At 33.0% G+C, this 18037-nt stretch carries 18 protein-coding genes; 8 read left to right on the forward strand and 10 right to left on the reverse strand.

Annotated elements, in window-relative coordinates:
• Positions 1-22 precede the first annotated feature (22 nt).
• Together ACFSX9_RS05970 and ACFSX9_RS05975 are read left to right on the forward strand one after the other, a co-directional pair.
• A complete protein-coding gene (locus ACFSX9_RS05970; protein ID WP_379805655.1) occupies positions 23-1348 on the forward strand; it encodes a M16 family metallopeptidase in 1326 nt (441 codons plus the stop codon).
• Positions 1349-1360: 12 nt separating this feature from the next.
• Positions 1361-3412 (forward strand): M16 family metallopeptidase, encoded by a 2052-nt coding sequence (locus ACFSX9_RS05975; RefSeq protein WP_379805657.1) that lies wholly within the window; start codon positions 1361-1363, stop codon positions 3410-3412.
• 47 nt (positions 3413-3459) lie between these two features.
• Here the strand turns inward: ACFSX9_RS05975 and ACFSX9_RS05980 are convergent, their stop codons facing one another.
• Positions 3460-4329 (reverse strand): DMT family transporter, encoded by an 870-nt coding sequence (locus tag ACFSX9_RS05980; protein WP_379805659.1) that lies wholly within the window; start codon positions 4327-4329, stop codon positions 3460-3462.
• 109 nt (positions 4330-4438) lie between these two features.
• Here ACFSX9_RS05980 and ACFSX9_RS05985 point away from each other — a divergent pair, with 109 nt between their 5' ends.
• Positions 4439-4795, forward strand: coding sequence for a heavy-metal-associated domain-containing protein (locus ACFSX9_RS05985; RefSeq protein ID WP_379805661.1), 357 nt, complete (start codon positions 4439-4441; stop codon positions 4793-4795).
• Between the two features lie 87 nt (positions 4796-4882).
• Here ACFSX9_RS05985 and ACFSX9_RS05990 read toward each other — a convergent pair whose 3' ends face one another.
• The 5 genes from ACFSX9_RS05990 to ACFSX9_RS06010 form a co-directional block, all read right to left on the reverse strand.
• Positions 4883-6226, reverse strand: a complete 1344-nt coding sequence (locus tag ACFSX9_RS05990; protein WP_379807041.1) for a deoxyguanosinetriphosphate triphosphohydrolase — start codon at positions 6224-6226, stop codon at positions 4883-4885.
• A gap of 38 nt (positions 6227-6264) precedes the next feature.
• Positions 6265-6489, reverse strand: a complete 225-nt coding sequence (locus ACFSX9_RS05995) for a hypothetical protein (protein WP_379805663.1) — start codon at positions 6487-6489, stop codon at positions 6265-6267.
• Positions 6490-6938: 449 nt separating this feature from the next.
• Positions 6939-9377, reverse strand: coding sequence for a ribonucleoside-diphosphate reductase subunit alpha (locus ACFSX9_RS06000; RefSeq protein ID WP_379805665.1), 2439 nt, complete (start codon positions 9375-9377; stop codon positions 6939-6941).
• 193 nt (positions 9378-9570) lie between these two features.
• Positions 9571-10548 (reverse strand): ribonucleotide-diphosphate reductase subunit beta, encoded by a 978-nt coding sequence (locus ACFSX9_RS06005; protein WP_379805667.1) that lies wholly within the window; start codon positions 10546-10548, stop codon positions 9571-9573.
• 267 nt (positions 10549-10815) lie between these two features.
• Complete coding sequence (locus ACFSX9_RS06010; protein WP_379805669.1) at positions 10816-11382, reverse strand: DUF3109 family protein; 567 nt, start codon at positions 11380-11382, stop codon at positions 10816-10818.
• A 271-nt stretch (positions 11383-11653) separates the two neighbouring features.
• Between ACFSX9_RS06010 and ACFSX9_RS06015 the strand changes: the two genes are divergently transcribed.
• Genes ACFSX9_RS06015 through ACFSX9_RS06025 form a run of 3 tightly spaced genes read left to right on the forward strand, consistent with a single transcriptional unit; the run spans position 11654 to position 13074 of the window.
• Positions 11654-12232, forward strand: coding sequence for a MarC family protein (locus ACFSX9_RS06015; RefSeq protein ID WP_379805671.1), 579 nt, complete (start codon positions 11654-11656; stop codon positions 12230-12232).
• 33 nt (positions 12233-12265) lie between these two features.
• Positions 12266-12463, forward strand: a complete 198-nt coding sequence (locus tag ACFSX9_RS06020) for a hypothetical protein (protein WP_379805673.1) — start codon at positions 12266-12268, stop codon at positions 12461-12463.
• Positions 12464-12465: 2 nt separating this feature from the next.
• Complete coding sequence (locus ACFSX9_RS06025; RefSeq protein WP_379805675.1) at positions 12466-13074, forward strand: FAD-dependent oxidoreductase; 609 nt, start codon at positions 12466-12468, stop codon at positions 13072-13074.
• Between the two features lie 3 nt (positions 13075-13077).
• Here ACFSX9_RS06025 and ACFSX9_RS06030 read toward each other — a convergent pair whose 3' ends face one another.
• From ACFSX9_RS06030 to ACFSX9_RS06040, 3 genes are read right to left on the reverse strand one after another with little or no spacing between them, the layout of a single operon-like run.
• A complete protein-coding gene (locus ACFSX9_RS06030) occupies positions 13078-14649 on the reverse strand; it encodes a S41 family peptidase (protein WP_379805677.1) in 1572 nt (523 codons plus the stop codon).
• Between the two features lies 1 nt (position 14650).
• A complete protein-coding gene (locus tag ACFSX9_RS06035) occupies positions 14651-15079 on the reverse strand; it encodes a deoxycytidylate deaminase (protein ID WP_379805679.1) in 429 nt (142 codons plus the stop codon).
• On the reverse strand, positions 15079-15672 hold the full coding sequence (locus ACFSX9_RS06040; protein ID WP_379805681.1) for a HupE/UreJ family protein: 594 nt from the start codon (positions 15670-15672) through the stop codon (positions 15079-15081). Before ACFSX9_RS06040 ends, ACFSX9_RS06035 begins: the two co-directional genes overlap by 1 nt.
• A 134-nt stretch (positions 15673-15806) precedes the next feature.
• Between ACFSX9_RS06040 and ACFSX9_RS06045 the strand changes: the two genes are divergently transcribed.
• On the forward strand, positions 15807-16238 hold the full coding sequence (locus tag ACFSX9_RS06045) for a tellurite resistance TerB family protein (protein ID WP_379805683.1): 432 nt from the start codon (positions 15807-15809) through the stop codon (positions 16236-16238).
• Positions 16239-16312: 74 nt separating this feature from the next.
• Here the strand turns inward: ACFSX9_RS06045 and fbp are convergent, their stop codons facing one another.
• A complete protein-coding gene (gene fbp, locus ACFSX9_RS06050) occupies positions 16313-17320 on the reverse strand; it encodes a class 1 fructose-bisphosphatase (RefSeq protein WP_379805685.1) in 1008 nt (335 codons plus the stop codon).
• 192 nt (positions 17321-17512) lie between these two features.
• On the opposite strand from fbp, the gene ACFSX9_RS06055 reads away from it, so the two are divergent.
• Positions 17513-17983, forward strand: a complete 471-nt coding sequence (locus ACFSX9_RS06055; RefSeq protein ID WP_379805687.1) for a GNAT family N-acetyltransferase — start codon at positions 17513-17515, stop codon at positions 17981-17983.
• Positions 17984-18037 lie beyond the last annotated feature (54 nt).

The raw sequence follows: 18037 nt of genomic DNA on the forward strand, positions 1-18037 counted from the left end.
AATATCAACAAATTAATAACGTATGAAAAAATCTTTAATGGCTTTAGGAATTGCACTAATGCTAGGCGGAACTGCTTCAGCTCAGAAAGTAACATTCGAAGAATTTGATTTAGACAATGGACTGCATGTTGTACTTCATCAAGATAATTCGGCTCCAGTTGTAATCACATCGGTTATGTATCATGTAGGAGCAAAAAACGAAAACCCTGACAGAACAGGTTTTGCTCACTTTTTTGAACACCTTTTATTTGAAGGAACAAAAAATATTGAGCGTGGAGAATGGTTTAAAATTGTAACTGCAAACGGAGGAAACAACAATGCAAATACAAGTGATGACAGAACATATTATTACGAGGTTTTTCCTTCGAATAATTTAGAATTAGCTATTTGGATGGAATCTGAGCGTTTAATGCACCCAGTAATCAACCAAATTGGTGTTAGTACACAAAACGAAGTAGTTAAAGAAGAGAAAAGACTTCGAATTGACAACCAACCTTATGGAAACTTAATTCAAGCAGTTAAAGAAAATATGTTTAAAGTACATCCTTACCGTTGGTCTCCAATTGGATCGATGGAGCACTTAGACGCTGCAACTTTGGAAGAATTCCAAGCTTTCAACAAAAAGTTCTATATACCAAACAATGCAGTTTTAGTAATTGCAGGTCAGTTTGATAATGCTCAAGCAAAAGAATGGGTTAAAAAATATTTTAGCGCTATTCCAAAAGGAACTCCAGTAAATCCTAATAAATTTGAAGAAGCTCCTATCACTAAAGAATTCAGAGCTACTTATGAAGATCCTAACATCCAAATTCCAATGGTAGTTTCTGCCTATAGAACGCCTTCAATGAAATCGCGTGATGCTAGAGTTTTAGACATGGTATCTTCTTATTTATCAGACGGTAAAAGTTCAAAATTATACAAAAAACTAGTTGACGACAAGAAAATGGCACTGCAAATCGGCGCCTTCAACTTTAGTCAAGAAGATTATGGAATGTATTTGATCTTTGGTTTACCAATGGGAGAAAACTCTACTGAATCTTTAACTAAAGAAATTGATGAAGAGATTGTTAAAATGCAAACTGAATTAATTTCAGAAAGTGATTATCAAAAATTGCAAAATAAATTTGAAAACGACTACGTGAGTGGAAACGCTTCTGTAGAAGGTATTGCTGAAAATTTAGCTTCTTTCTATATGCTATATGGCGATATCAACTTAATTAATACAGAAATCGAAATATATCGTTCTATTACAAGAGAGGAAATTAGAGACATTACAAAAAAATATCTAAATCCAAACCAAAGAATGATTTTAGATTATGTTCCTGCTAAAGACAAAGCTCAAAAATAAGATCGAAAGAATATGAAAAAATTTATATATATCGCAGCCAGTTTATTTTTAACAATAACGATGCAAGCACAAGACAGACCGCAACCTAAAGCAGGCCCATCTCCTACTATCAACATTAACAAGCCACAAAGTTTCACACTTAAAAATGGTTTAAAAGTTTTAGTTGTAGAAAATCATAAACTACCTAGAGTATCTTATACTTTAACATTAGACAACGCACCATATGCAGAAGGCAATAAAAAAGGTGTTGCTGATATTCTAAGTTCAATGATTGGAAATGGTACTAAGAAAACAAAAAAAGATGCTTTCAACGAAGAAATCGATTTCTTAGGAGCAAACATCAACTTTTGGGACTCAGGTGCTTCAGCTAATGGATTGTCAAGATATTCAAAAAGACTTTTAGAATTAATGGCGGAAGGAAGTTTAAATCCGATATTCGTTCAAGAGGAATTTGAAAAAGAAAAAGCGAAGCTAATTGAAGGCTTAAAAGCAGAAGAAAAAAGTGTATCTGCTATTGCAAGAAGAGTTGAAAATGTACTTACTTTTGGAAAAGACCACTATAAAGGTGAATTTACAAGTGAAGAAACATTAAAAAACGTAACTTTAAATGATGTAACTATTAACTACAACACCTACTTTGTGCCATCTAACGCATATTTAGTTGTTGTTGGTGATGTTAAATTTAAAGACGTTAAAAAAGAAGTTGAAAAACTTTTTGGAAGCTGGAGAAAAGCAACTGCACCACAGTTAACTTATTCTGACCCTAAAGATGTTCAATACAGTCAAATAAACTTTATTGATGCTTCAAACGCAGTTCAATCTGAAATTGCTTTGGTAAACTTATCAAGCTTAAAAATGACAGACAAAGAATATTTCGCTACAATTCTAGCTAACCAAATCTTAGGTGGCGGTGGTGAAGGACGATTATTCTTAAACTTACGTGAAAAAAATGCATGGACTTATGGCGCTTACTCATCTATTGGTTCAGGAAAATATATCAACAAATTCCGTTCAGGATCATCTGTAAGAAACTCAGTAACTGATAGCGCAGTAGTTGAAGTATTCAATGAGTTGAAAAAAATGAGAAATGAATTAGTTTCTGCAGAAGATTTAAGAAATGCAAAAGCTAAATATGTAGGGAACTTCGTGATGCAAATTGAAAAACCATCAACAATTGCTGGTTATGCTTTAAGCAAACAAACACAAGGCTTACCAGATGATTTCTATGAGAACTACATCAAAAATATCAACGCAGTTACTGCAGAAGATATTAAGAACGCAGCTAACAAATACTTCTTAGCAGATAAAACTAGAGTAGTAATTGTAGGAAAAGCAGCTGATGTTTTACCTGGATTAGAAGCTATGAGTAAAAAAGAAAAGATGCCTATTTTCTATTTCGACAAATATGGTAATCCTACTGAAAAACCAGAAGTTAAAAAAGCTATTCCTGCAGGAGTTACAACTGAAACCGTTTTAAACAATTACATCAACGCAATTGGTGGTGAAAAAGCAGTTAAAAGCGTAAAAACTTTGGCTGTATATTCAAAAGGTTCTGTTCAAGGTACAGAATTAGAATTAGTTGTAAAAACGGCACCTAAGAAATTAGGTATTGAAATGAAAGCTATGGGAATGGTAATGTCTAAGCAAGTAGTTAATGAAAAAGAAGCTTACGCTATTACCCAAGGTCAAAGACAAGATTTTACTGGTGAAGAACTTGAAGATTTGAAAGCAGAAGCTACTACTTTTAAAGAACTTGCATTGCTAACTAATAAAGAAATAGTTTTAACAGGTATCGAAAACATTAATGGTGCCGATGCTTACGTTATTAAAAACGGAAAATCTACTTTATACTATGATGTAAAATCTGGATTCAAAGTTGCAGAAGCTAAAGAAATGGAGCAAGCAGGTCAAAAAATGACACAAACTACTTACTACCAGGACTATAAAGATGTAAAAGGAATTAAATTCCCATACAAAACAATAATGAATGTAGGTATTGAAATCGAATTAATAACTACTGAAGTTAAAATTAACGAAGGAGTTACAGATGCTGATTTTAAATAATCGATTCTAATAATAAGGACAAGCGCTCAAGAAATTGGGCGCTTTTTTTATTTCTTGCTGGAAAAATAAACACCTACTAAAACAACCAAAGCACCAAGTCCCTGAACAATTGATAAAGATTCATTCATAAACAGATAACCCAACATAATTGCAACAACCGGAATTATGTAAGTAACTGAAGAAGCAAATACAGGAGAAGAAACTTGAATTAATTTAAAAAACAAAATATTCGAAAGTCCAGTCCCTACAATTCCAAGAACAACAATATAACTTAAAGATGTTTGCACTTTTTCCTCGTGAATAATATCAAAAAAACCTGTTGAATACAAGATCACTAAAGCTGGAATAAACATTACTATAAAATTTCCAGTACTAATAGTTAAAGGCTTCAAGTCAGAAAGATACTTCTTGATTAGATTTACGTTGACTCCATAAAAAATTGAAGCAATAACGATTAGAATTGCGTAGTAATAATTTTCTGTGGTATTTTCCCCACCTCCAAATAGAACTAAAAGCGCACAGCCTATAAACCCAATAAAAACTCCAAAAAATTGCCTTCTTTGAACATCCATCCCGAAGAACAATAGTCCGGCTAACAAAGTATTTAAAGGTGTCAGCGAATTTAGTATTGCACTTACAGACCCATCAATTTTTGACAAAGCAGTTGCAAATAAATAAACAGGAATAAATGTACCACAAACAGAAGTAAGCGCTATATATTTCCACTTGTACAATGGAATTTTAGGAATTTGCTTAAATCCTACAACTATTAAAAAGAGGCCTGCAAATAAGATGCGTAAACTTCCCAGTTGAATAGAACTAACTCCTTGCAACCCAAATTGCATTAGAATGAAAGAACTTCCCCAAACACAACCTAAAAAGCCTAATAAATACCATTTTGTAGAATTGTTTTCCATAGCAATAATTTTCAACTACAAAATTCAAGCTTTATTTTCAGAAAACCACTAAGATTATTCGTAAATTTGTAAGTCTCTAAAAAAGAGATAATTTAAAATTTAGTATCGTATGAAAAACATCAAAAAGTTCGTTTTTGTTGCTCTTATTACAATTTTCGCTGTAAGCTGTAAAGACGAAGCAACTAACGAAGTTAAAGACGTTCCAACAGTAAAAACAGAAATTTTAGCAGAAAACCTAGAAACAGCTAATATGTCAATTGAAGGAATGACCTGCGAAGTTGGTTGTGCAAAATTAATTGAAGGTAAATTAATTGGAGCAAATGGCGTGACTGAAGCAAAGGTCGATTTTGAAACAAAAATTGCAACCGTAACATTTGACAAAACCCAACAAAACATAGCATCATTAACTAAAGTGGTTGAAAAAACGGGTGGTGGTGAACTATATAAAGTAGTTGATCCAAAGTAATGAAGTAACAAGAAAGAAAAGCTCTGAGATATCAGAGCTTTTTTGTTAGAAAAAGTCTCCTTCTTCCTATATTTTATAAAATAATAGTTAGTTTTTATTTACCTGAATTGTATTGAACAACTCAACAGCCTTTCCATCTGTTAATAAAGAAATAAAGTGACAGATATGTAACAATCGCTCGTACAAATTCTCTTTTTGCACTTGAAAACGCTCCGGTAAAAGTCTTAGCAAAAGTTCATCATAATTAGTAGCAGTATCATTTTCTTTTCTATTCGTGGCCGAGCAAAAATTATCTAATAAGCTATTTAGTACTTTGTAACCCATTACTTCTTTGTGAAGCACTTCTTTACTTTGGTAAACGTTTTTAATACTGATTTGAATGATATCATTCATCTGTGCATTAAACTGACTTTTATCCATCAATGAAAATGGAAATTCTCCAGCTAAAATAGCTTTTTCGTTCTCCATAAAAACCGTAACGGCATCATTAATTAGACTTCCAATTGCTAGAGCTCGTAAATAACTAATACGATCTTCTTTAGTAGTTAATTCATTATATTTCTTGATATCAATTCCGTTCTTCACCAATTTGATCAAATATTCCAAAGCATGTTCTTCGGCAATCCAACCTAAGTTAATTCCGTCTTCGAAATCAATAATGGTGTAGCAAATATCATCTGCCGCTTCTACTAAAAAAGTTAGCGGATGACGTTCAAAACCAATGTCGTTACCCGATTTATTTGGGATTAAACCCAGTTCATTAGCGACTTCAACAAAGGCATCTTTATCTTGCTGGAAGAAACCATATTTCTTATCACAAATTTTAGACGTTGGTTTTTTAGGCAAACTCTCTTTTGGGTATTTCATGAAAGCTCCTAAAGTAGCGTATGAAATTCTCAAACCGCCTTCAATTCCAGTTCTTGAAGTAGATAAAACTGAAAAACCGTTGGCATTCCCTTCGAAGTCAATTAAATCTTGCCATTCTTTATCGGTCAATTGGTCTTTATATTGCAGGCCGTTTCCATTCTTAAAATACTCGCCGATAGCTTTTTCTCCTGAATGTCCGAAAGGTGGATTCCCAATATCGTGCGATAAAGCAGCTGCAGCCACAATCGCACCGAAATCATTCGCTTGATAACCGTGAACTTCTTTTAAATGCGGATATTTCTCAATAATTTGTTTTCCTACCAAACGACCCAGAGAACGTCCAACAACAGAAACTTCTAAACTATGCGTTAAACGATTGTGTACAAAATCTGTTTTTGAGAGTGGAATTACCTGCGTTTTATCTTGCAAACTTCTAAAAGCTGCAGAAAAAATAATACGGTCATAATCGACTTCAAAACCCAATCGGGTGTCGTCTTGTTCTTTTCGTAAACGTTTGCTTGTATCGCCTTGCCTTTTTAACGACAAAAGCTGTTCCCACTGCATCATAAGAAATTCAATTTGAGGATTTTCGACTTAAAAATTTATTCTTTATCGTTAGCTAAAAAGAAATTTCTCGATTTTTGTGGGTATTTGTTGTAACTTCTATCACTTGGATTAGCGATAACCGTTTTGATGTTGATTTCATCACCAATTTTGAAACTTTTCTCAGTATACTGGAAATCTAACAAGTATTGACCACAGAAATAATTCCCATCAGCATCTTTTTCAATAAGTCCTGTATAAACTCCTTTTTGTTCTTTTGACATAATCTTTGTAATTTTCTTCAAATGTACGAATTGCATCGCAATTTATAAAAACAAAAACAGCCATCGTGATGATGACTGTTTTATAATTTAGAATAAACTATTTATTCTTCTTGATTGGGATTCTAAAACAAGTTCCGTCTGTTTTACAAATCCTTCTTCCATTTCTAGTTGTAATACATTTTCTAAAAATATAATCAACTTCATTATCCACATTTGGCTTCATGATTGAAAAAATTAAATTTAACAATTTAGAAGTCCTTTTTATACCTTTTTTTCATACATTTGTATTTGCAAATAACAAACATTTTAGGCTATTGAATAGAACTTCATTTCTATTATCAATAATTAAAATTATAATTAAGACTTCTCTCCAAAGAAGTCTTTTTTTTTATTTATATTCTTGTAAAAGGCTCCGTAAACGAAGCCTTTTTCTATATTTCTATTCTACATTAAGACCCACACATATCACAATCATCATCCGGAGATGCATTTCGTGCTGTTTCAATCATTAATCTGTATTCTTCTGATGTCATTTCAGCTACTTCTTCTAAAACCGCGATAGCTTCTGGCTTCTTAGCCTCCATCTGTGGCTTAATTTCAGCAATTGGCTCCGCAATTTTATCATTGTTTAATGTAAACTTAATCGCATCAACTGCTGCTTTTGTTCTTAAGTAATACATTCCTGTTTTTAAACCTGATTTCCAAGCATAGAAATGCATCGAAGTTAATTTTGCGAAGTTGGCATCTTGCATAAACAAGTTCAACGATTGCGATTGGTCAATAAAATAACCTCTTTGGCGTGACATATCGATAATATCTTTCATCGACATTTCCCAAACCGTTTTGTATAATTCTTTTAAATCTTGCGGAATTCTTTCAATATTTTGTACTGATCCGTTATGACGCATAATTTCTTGCTTCAACGTTTCATTCCACAAACCTCTATCTACTAAATCGTGTAATAAATGCTTGTTCACCACAATGAATTCTCCAGACAAAACTCTTCTTGTATAAATATTCGAAGTATAAGGTTCAAAAGCTTCGTTATTTCCTAAAATTTGAGATGTTGAAGCAGTCGGCATTGGCGCAACTAACAATGAGTTTCTCACTCCGTTTGCCATTACTTCTTTTCTTAAACTTCCCCAATCCCAACGACCAGAAAGTTCTTCATCTTTAATATTCCAAAGGTTGTGTTGGAATTCTCCTTTAGAAATTGGAGAACCTTCAAATGTTGAATAAGGCCCTTCTTCTTTTGCTAATTCCATTGAAGCTGTAACTGCTGCGAAATAAAGTGTTTCGAAAATTTCTTGATTCACTTTCTTCGCTTCGTCACTTGTAAAAGGCAAACGCATCATGATAAATGCATCGGCTAAACCCTGCACACCTAATCCTACTGGACGGTGACGCATATTTGAATTTTCTGCTTCAATTACTGGATAGTAATTTCTGTCAATTACTTTATTTAAGTTACGCGTTACACGTTTCGTTACATCATATAACAATTGGTGATTGAAAGCACCGTTTTCAATAAACATTGGTAAAGAAATAGAAGCTAGGTTACAAACCGCAACTTCATCTGGAGAAGTATACTCCATAATTTCAGTACACAAGTTTGATGAACGAATTGTTCCTAAATTCTTTTGGTTTGATTTACGGTTTGCTGCATCTTTATACAACATATATGGTGTACCCGTTTCAATTTGAGATTCTAATATTTTTTCCCAAAGTTCTCTTGCACGAATCGTTTTTCTTCCTTTTCCTTGTGCTTCGTAAGATGTATAAAGTGCTTCGAATTCATCTCCATAAATTTCATCTAAGCCTGGACATTCATTTGGACACATTAAAGTCCAAGTCGTATCTGCTTCAACACGCTTCATGAACAAATCAGAAGTCCACATGGCGAAGAATAAATCTCTTGCACGCATTTCCTCTTTTCCAGTATTCTTTTTCAAGTCTAAAAATTCGAAAATATCAGCATGCCAAGTTTCTAAATAAATAGCAAAACTTCCTTTACGTTTTCCTCCACCTTGATCTACATAACGAGCGGTGTCGTTAAAAACACGCAACATTGGAACAATTCCGTTTGAAGTTCCGTTTGTTCCACGAATATAAGAACCAGTAGCTCTAACATTGTGAATTGCTAAACCAACTCCACCAGCAGATTGAGAAATTTTTGCCGTTTGTTTTAACGTATCGTAAATTCCATCAATACTATCGTCTTTCATTGTTAATAAGAAACAAGATGACATTTGAGGTTTTGGCGTTCCTGAATTAAATAATGTTGGCGTAGCGTGTGTAAAGAATTTTTTCGACATTAAGTCGTAAGTTTCCATAACTGAATCCAAATCATTTAAGTGAATTCCAACAGAAACACGCATTAACATATGTTGTGGACGCTCTACAATTTTGCCATTAATTCTTAATAAATAAGAACGTTCTAATGTTTTAAATCCGAAGTAATCGTAATTAAAATCACGTGTGTATATAATATGAGAATCTAAAAAAGCAGCATTATCTTGAATTACCTTATGTACTTCATCTGATAACAAAGGCGCTTCTTGATTTGTTCTTGGGTTTACATAGTTATACATTTCATTCATCGTTTCTGAGAATGATTTGTTGGTATTTTTATGCAAGTTAGAAATTGCAATACGAGCGGCAAGTTGGGCATAATCTGGATGAGAAATCGTCATAGACGCTGCGGTTTCTGCTGCTAAATTATCCAATTCAGAAGTGGTTACTCCGTCGTATAATCCTTCAATTACACGCATTGCCACTTTTACAGCATCGACCATGTCATTTAGTCCATAACATAGTTTTTTAATCCTATCAGTGATTTTGTCGAACATTACTGGCTCCTTATGGCCATCTCTTTTTACTACGTACATAGTTTTGTTTGTTTTTTGAAATAGCGAATCCCTTCCCTAATTTCAGGTTATTTGTAAAAGGTTGTTGTTTTGTCGCAAAACATTAAAACACCGAAGTTATTTTTGTTTGCAACACTATCGTTTTTCTAAGTCAATGACTAAGAATAGTTTTTTTGTAATTTCATTTGTGACTTCGGGTCTTTGTGGCTAATTTCTAGAAATCAGCGTCAAAGCTAATTTTACCAGCATCGCCTTCAGAATTTAAAACACCAGCTTTTTGATATTCTGCTACACGTTTTTCAAAGAAATTTGTTTTTCCTTGTAAAGAAATCATGTCCATAAAATCAAATGGGTTTGAAGAATTGTAAACTCTATCGCATCCTAATTCTACTAATAATCTATCCGTTACAAATTCTAAATACTGCGTCATTAAATTAGCATTCATTCCAATTAAACTTGCAGGAAGCGATTCAGTAATAAATCTTCTTTCGATATCTAATGCATCTACAAGAATTTCTTTGATTCTTTCTTTTGGCACCTTATTGATCATATGATGATTGTGTAAATGAACTGCGAAATCACAATGCATACCTTCATCACGAGAAATTAATTCATTTGAAAAAGTTAATCCTGGCATTAAACCACGTTTTTTCAACCAGAAAATAGAACAAAATGAACCTGAGAAGAAAATCCCTTCAACAGCTGCAAATGCAATTAAGCGCTCAGCAAAAGAATCTGACTCAATCCATTTCAATGCCCAATCTGCTTTTTCTTTAATAGCTGGAAAAACTTCAATAGCATGAAATAATTTATCTTTTTCAACTTCATCTTTCACATATGTATCAATTAACAAAGAGTATGTTTCACTGTGAATGTTTTCCATCATGATTTGAAATCCGTAGAAAAACTTAGCTTCTGGATACTGCACTTCATTAACAAAGTTTTCCGCTAAATTCTCATTTACGATTCCGTCTGAAGCTGCGAAGAATGCTAAAATGTGTTTGATAAAATACCTTTCATCATCATTTAATTTGTTGTTCCAATCGTTTAAATCTGCATGTAAATCGATTTCCTCTGCCGTCCAGATACATGCTTGTTGTTTTTTGTACCATTCCCAAATATCTTGGTGCTTGATAGGAAAAATAACGAATCGATCTTTGTTAGGTTGTAAAATTGGTTCTACTAATGACATAGCTATCTGATTTTAATTGTGTTATTGATTGGTTAATGCTGCTTATTTGAGGTTTACAAAGTTTGTCATTTAAGATGAGAAAAGAAAGTCAAACTTATTCACAATTGCAGCAAGTTTTGAACAATGTTCTTTTTTGTTTGAAAATTAATATACGTTTTCAATTCATTGATTTTCAGGATGTTAAAAATTTAACAACCTTTGAAAAATTCGTCGCGAGCAAGTGAAAAACCTGCTGCTAACAACGATTTTAAAAGAATAAAAAAAGGATTATTTTTTCATTTCCTGAGCCACTTTATCCAATTCATCAAACCATTGTTGTCCGAATTTTCTAACTAGTGCTTCTTTTACAAATTGATAAACGGGAACTCCTAATTCTGCACCTAAAGCACAGGCGTCAGAACAAATATGCCATTTGTGATAATTTACTGCTGCGAAATCAGAGTATTCCTTTACACGAATAGGGTATAAATGACAAGAAACCGGCTTTTTCCAAGTTACAATTCCTTCGTTGTAAGCTTGTTCAATTCCACAAAGTGCAGTTTTACCATCGAAAATTACATAAGCACAATCTTTTCCTTCGATTAGTGGTGTTTCTAATTCCCCAAATTCAGAAACAATATGAGTTCCTTGTTCCTCAATCGCCTTGATACCTTCAGGTCGAAGATAAGACTTGATTTTTGGATAAATTTCAGCTAAAATCTTAGTTTCTTCTTCATCTAAAGGAGCACCTGCATCGCCATCTACGCAACAAGCACCAAGGCAAGCCGAAAGATTACAAACAAATTCCTTTTCTAAAATTTCTTCCGAAACTATGGTTTTATGCAACTGAAACATGACGTATTTAATTTAAAGTGCAAAGATACGTTTTAGAAATTAGAAGTAAGAATTTAAAAACACAACAATTCTAATTGATATTGAAAATATATTAGCGCTATAGGTTTAAAAATATTGGTTGCAATAAAAATTATTATTAAAAAAAATGTAAGTCATTTAAGTTTAAAAAGCGCAATTCATATTCTAATTATAATTGATTTGATAAGGTATCGTTAAATTTCAAGTTCTAATAAAACAATATGATTATATTTGCATCATATTTAAAATAACTATGGATTTCGGAATCAATTGGAAGGACGTTTTTACTATTAGCATGATACTTTTTGCTGTAATTGACATTGTTGGAAGCATTCCAATTATCGTAGATTTAAGAAGTAAAATTGGACACATTCAGTCTGAAAAAGCTACAATTGTTGCAGCCATTATAATGATTGCCTTTCTATTTGTAGGAGAAGAGATTTTAAAACTAATAGGAATTGACGCCAACTCATTTGCTGTTGCGGGTGCTTTTGTTCTTTTCTTTTTAGCGTTAGAGATGATTTTGGGAATTAGATTATACAAAGAAGACAATCCGAGCACAGCCTCAATTGTGCCTATTGCCTTCCCTCTAATTGCGGGAGCAGGAACAATGACAACGATTTTATCATTGCGCGCTGCGTACGACAAAATAAACATCATTATTGCAATTGTTATTAATGTGATTGTTGTTTATGGTGTTTTAAAATCATCTGGGAAAATTGAGCGTTTATTAGGAACTAACGGATTAGGTGTAATTCGTAAAATATTTGGAGTAATTTTATTAGCCATCGCTGTAAAATTATTTGCTGCCAATGTAAAAGGGTTATTTTAACGACCTATATTAACAGTATTAAAATAAATTAAAATGAAAATTTTCACTTATGTGGCCATTGCCATAGCTTTAGCCTTAATTGTTTTTAACATTTTTCAAGTAGATTTCTCAAATCCACTACAAGGACAAAGCTCTATTGCCTTAATAGGTATTGTAGCAGGTTTTTGCGCTATATTATTACTTATTCTATTGATGTTGTCTAAAAAAATCGTTGATAAAACACACCAATAATTATGCTTGATGTTTTAATAATTGGCGCTGGTGTTTCGGGAGTTTCATGCGCTTTAGTCTTAGGTTCTGCAAAAAACAAACCTTTTGCTCTTGATAAGGAAATTGCTGTTATAGCACACCAAAAAGCATCTTCTTTGCAAAATGCACTAATTAATAATGCTTACGGAATTCCTGCAGGCAAATTAGGAAATGAAATATTATCTGAAAGCTTAGCGCAATTGCATAAGTTATATCCGCATGTCTCTCAAATCGAAGGCGAAAAAGTACTTTCTATTTCGGGCGAAGCGGGAAATTTCACTATCGCTACCAATAAATCAAACTATCAATCTAAAATTATAGTAATTACAATTGGACCTAATAATCCTTTTTTAATTGAGGGATTAGAAGCGTTTATTGAACCTCATCAAAAAACGCCACCTGCAAAAAACAGAATTCAACTAAGAAACAATGATCATTTAGTAACGGAGGGAATTTATGTTGCTGGTGTTTTAGCTGGACACAGAAGCCAATTAGCCATCGCTGCGGGAAGTGGTGCTGCAGTTGCTACTGATATTTTAACTTTATGGAATGAAGGCACTCACTCAATGGTGCACGATTCTGTAAAAAAATAAGTCTTATTTCTTTAAAACTTTCTTAATCATTTCATCCTCTTTCAAAATAATTTTGAAGTAGGTTGTTTCGTCAAACAATTGTCTGACAAATTCTGCATGAAGATAATAGATTACAATATCTTTCTGACTACCTAAATTGAAGAACAAACCGCTTTTAGAAATGTATTGATTGAAATTATTAAAATATAGATAAGTAGATTTTATTTCCTTTTCTAAGTCGTCAATCGAAATATTTTCAAACTTTTTACGATTCTGATCTAATTGTTCAAAAACGAAATAGTTTACTAAACCTGATTGCATTAATAAAGTTGTGCCTTCTTCTCCGTGCTTCCCTTCAAAAGGAACGAAAACATCAGGAATAATACCGCCACCACCATAAACAATGCGTCCGTTTTTAGTTTTAAACTTCAAACTATCCGCGATTTTTGCTTTATCTTTTTCGTACAATTCACCACTTTCGAAACGTTTTTCGAACTCGTTGAAATAGTTTTGCCCCTTGTCTTCATAAGGCTTTTGAATGGAACGACCCGAAGGGGTGTAATATCTCGCCACAGTTAGTCTAATGGCAGATCCATCGCCAAGTGGCATTTCTCTTTGCACTAACCCTTTTCCAAAAGAACGACGTCCTACGACAGCTCCACGGTCGTTATCTTGAATAGCTCCAGCTAATATCTCACTTGCTGAAGCAGAATTTTCGTTAATCAAAACAGTTACTTTACCGTTTTCAAAAATCCCTTTATCAGTAGCTAAAGTACTACTAACTAACTCTTTTTTATTTTTAGTCTTTACAATCAGCTCATCTTTTTTCAAAAATTCATCGGCAATCGCAACAGCTGATTCTAAATAACCGCCACCATTTTCTCGCAAATCGATGATAACTTCCTTGGCACCGTCTGCTTTTAATTGGGTCAACCCTTTTAAAAATTCTTGATAAGTAGATTCTGCAAAACGGTTAATTTTTATATAACCAACAGCATCAGCAACCATAATAGCAATATCTACACTTTTAATAGGAATAACATCGCGCTTTAGATTAACCGCAAATTTTCTGTTTTCTGATTTTCTAAAAATAGTCAACTTCACACTGGAACCTTCTTCGCCTTTTAGAATTGAAAACAAACTGTCCGTTTCTAATTTCTTATTATAAAGCTGTAATTTATTAGCAAAAAGAATACGATCTCCTGCTTTGATTCCTGCTTTTTCGGAAGGACCGAAAGGAATTGGTTTAATAACCGCTAAAGAATCGTTGTACATGTAAAAATTAATCCCAATTCCCACGAAATCACCGCGCATACTTTGTTCAATTCCGGCAATATCTTTCTTGGGAATATAAACCGAATGTGGATCTAACTGCGCTAAAATTCCATTGACCGTTAAATCTACGATTGAATCCGTATTTATAGTATCTACGTAGTCTTTTTCGATTAAATCAATAAGCTTGTTGAGTTTGTTTTTATTGGCACTTTTAGTAAAGAATGCTGGATCTGATGGCGTACTCAGCTTACTTCCCATAAGAATTCCGATCGCAACAGCAACAGCAATAATTATTGGAAAATAGACCTTATTCATTTTCATTTTATCCTAAATCTTCTATTAGTTCAACCTCAACACCTGCTTTTCTTAGAAAATCAACACCCGAAGTATCTTTATATTCTTGATGATAAACAACTCTTTTTATGCCCGATTGATGAATTAACTTACTACAATCTTTGCAAGGAGAAAGCGTTATATACAAAGTAGCATCTTCACAGGATTGTGTGGATCGTGCTACTTTTAATATCGCATTCGCTTCGGCATGAAGCACATACCATTTTGTTATATTTTCTTGATCTTCACAACAGTTTTCAAATCCAGATGGCGTTCCATTGTATCCATCGGAAATAATCATCTTATTTTTAACAATTATTGCGCCAACTTTTTTTCTTTGGCAATATGACAGATTTCCCCATTCTTTCGCAATTCGCAAATAGGCTTTGTCATATTTTTCTTTTTTTTCTGGCTTCATTATCTGCTCCATATTTCGCTTTCAATTAACATTGGCAAAACTACACCAATTGTAAAAGCTGACAACACTAAAGCCCAATCTCTTTTCGAGAATCTGAAAAAAGTTTGTACAATATATGATAAAATCAAAACCACAAGTACTACAATTAACTGCGCAACTTCAATTCCTAAGGCAAATTCCAAAAGAGGTATTAATTTATCCGAAGCACTTCCTGGTAAAATCGTTTTAAAGTAATTTGAAAATCCAAGTCCATGAATAACTCCAAAACACAAAGTAATTACAGCGACAAAGGTGATGCTTTCATTTTTTGAAGTTTTTCCAGCCGTAAACAAATAAAAGAGCGCCGTTATTAAAATGGTAATTGGAATTAGAAATTCTACTAAGTTTTCGTCTATTCTAACTACTCCATATACAGAAAGAATTAAAGCTAAAGTGTGTCCTACTGTAAATAAAGACACTAAAATCAAAACCTTCTTCCAATCTTTAAAAGCAAAAGGAATTACCAATGCCATTAAAAAAAGCACGTGGTCATAAGCATTGATGTCTAAAACATGTTTCAGACCAATATTAAAATACACTAAAAACTCTGACATAATTATCCATTTATTGGGGATTCAAACTTACAATATATTTTTTGAAGTTAGTAATCTCTTTTATGAAAAGCTTGTTAAAATGTTTCTAAAAAATGGATTTTTTGTGTAGTTTTGCACAAACAAAAACAATCAACATGTCAATTTCAGATTTATTCGATAGCGGCTTTAGAAATAGAAACAAAGGCCATTTTTCAGCAATTGTAAGAGTTGCCTTATCAGACGGAATAATTACTCCTGAAGAAAAAGAATTCTTAGATAAATTAGCTATTAAATTAGAAATTTCTCAAGCTGAATATGAGGAAATTTTAGAAAACCCTTTAAAATATCCAATAAACCCTCCTTTGATGCATACACACCGTATTGAACGTTTGTATGATTTATCAAGAATGGTTTATGCTGACCACATCTTAGGTCCAAAACAACATGAATTACTTACGAGATTTGCTTTAGCGTTAGGCTTTACGGCAGGAAATATTACTTATATAGTAGATAAAGCTTTAAAATTAGTACAAATGGATGCTGATTTAGACACATTTACTTACGAAATGCAACATATGAACAGATAATCAAACTGTTTAAAAACTGAAAAATCCCAAAATCTAAATGAGTTTGGGATTTTTTTTATTTAATTGGATTTAGACTATTTAGCCAGTTCCATAAATTCTTCTGCTTTTTCTACCATATTTTTACTACCGCAGAAAAAAGGAACTCTTTGATGCAATTCCGTTGGTTGAAGTTCCATAATCCTAGTAAAACCATTAGAAGCCTTTCCTCCTGCTTGTTCCGCTATAAAAGCCATTGGATTACATTCATATAACAAACGCAATTTACCATTTGGTGCTTTTGAACTTGTTGGATAAATATAAATGCCCCCTTTAATCATATTTCTATGAAAGTCAGAAACCAAACTTCCGATGTATCTTGAAGTATAAGGTCTATCACCTTCTTCAGACTGGCAATATTTTAAGTAATCTTTTACACCTTTTGGAAAGTGTGTGTAATTCCCCTCATTAATAGAATAGATATTTCCATCTTCAGAATACTTCATATCAGGATGTGATAAATAAAATGTCCCGATTGCGGGATTTAAAGTAAAGCCATTTACGCCATCACCCGTTGTATAAACTAACATGGTTGATGTTCCATAAATCACATAACCTGCAGCCACTTGATTTATACCTGGTTGCAAGAAATCCTCGCTTGTAACTGGCGTTCCTACAGGTGTAATTCTTCTAAAAACTGAAAAAATAGTTCCTACTGAAACATTTACATCAATATTTGAAGAACCGTCTAAAGGATCCATTAATACTACATACTTGTTATTATGCGAATTATCTGAACCCGCAACCGTAATAAAATCATCGTTTTCTTCAGAACCAATTCCACAAACAATTTCACGATTAATCAACGTTTGAATAAAAACTTCATTAGCATAAACGTCTAATTTTTGCTGATCCTCTCCTTGAATATTTTTTTCTCCAGCAGCGCCAGTTATATCGATTAACCCAGCTTTGTTCACTTTATAATTAACCACTTTAGCAGCTAATCTGATTGAGTTGATAATGCGTGATAATTCTCCTGTTGAATATTGAAACGAATTTTGATGTTCAATGATAAATTCGCCTAACGTAGTATTTCTTTCTTCCATTACGAAAATGATGTAGTTGTGTTTAAGTTACAAATATCGGCAATTTTGTGAAATACCGACGAAAAAATAAAATCCTTTTAGAAAAATGACATTTATTTATGACCTTTGGAAAAACAAAACGCACTTAAAAAGTAGTGTAAAAATTGAAACGACAGTTTTAAACTTGCTTTACTTTTGTAAAAACATAAAGTTATGATTATCAGAAATGCCACAAAAAACGATATGCCTTCAGTTTTAGAATTGATTAACGAATTAGCAGTGTTTGAAAAAGAGCCTGAAGCCGTAGTAGTTACAGTGGATGATTTAGTGCGCGATGGTTTTTCCGACAATCCGTTATTTGAATGTTTTGTTGCAGAAGATAAAAATGAAATCATCGGAATGGCTTTATATTATTATCGCTTTTCAACTTGGAAAGGGAAAACAATCCATTTAGAAGACTTAATTGTTAGGGAAGATAAACGAGGAACGGGAGCTGGATTCGCATTATACACAGAAATCATCAAGAAAGGAAAAGCCGAAAACGTGCGAAGAATTGAATGGAATGTTTTAGATTGGAACACGCCGGCCATAAATTTCTACGAAAAATCAGGAGCTCACGTTTTAGATGATTGGCGCGTGGTTCACATGGACGAAAATGGAATAAATAATTTCTTAGAACTATAGCTACTTATTACTAACACAGACTTTTAAAATTATTCTAATCTGTGTTGAAAACAA

Origin of the sequence: Flavobacterium ardleyense, from assembly GCF_042686085.1 — a bacterium.
GTDB lineage: Bacteria > Bacteroidota > Bacteroidia > Flavobacteriales > Flavobacteriaceae > Flavobacterium > Flavobacterium ardleyense.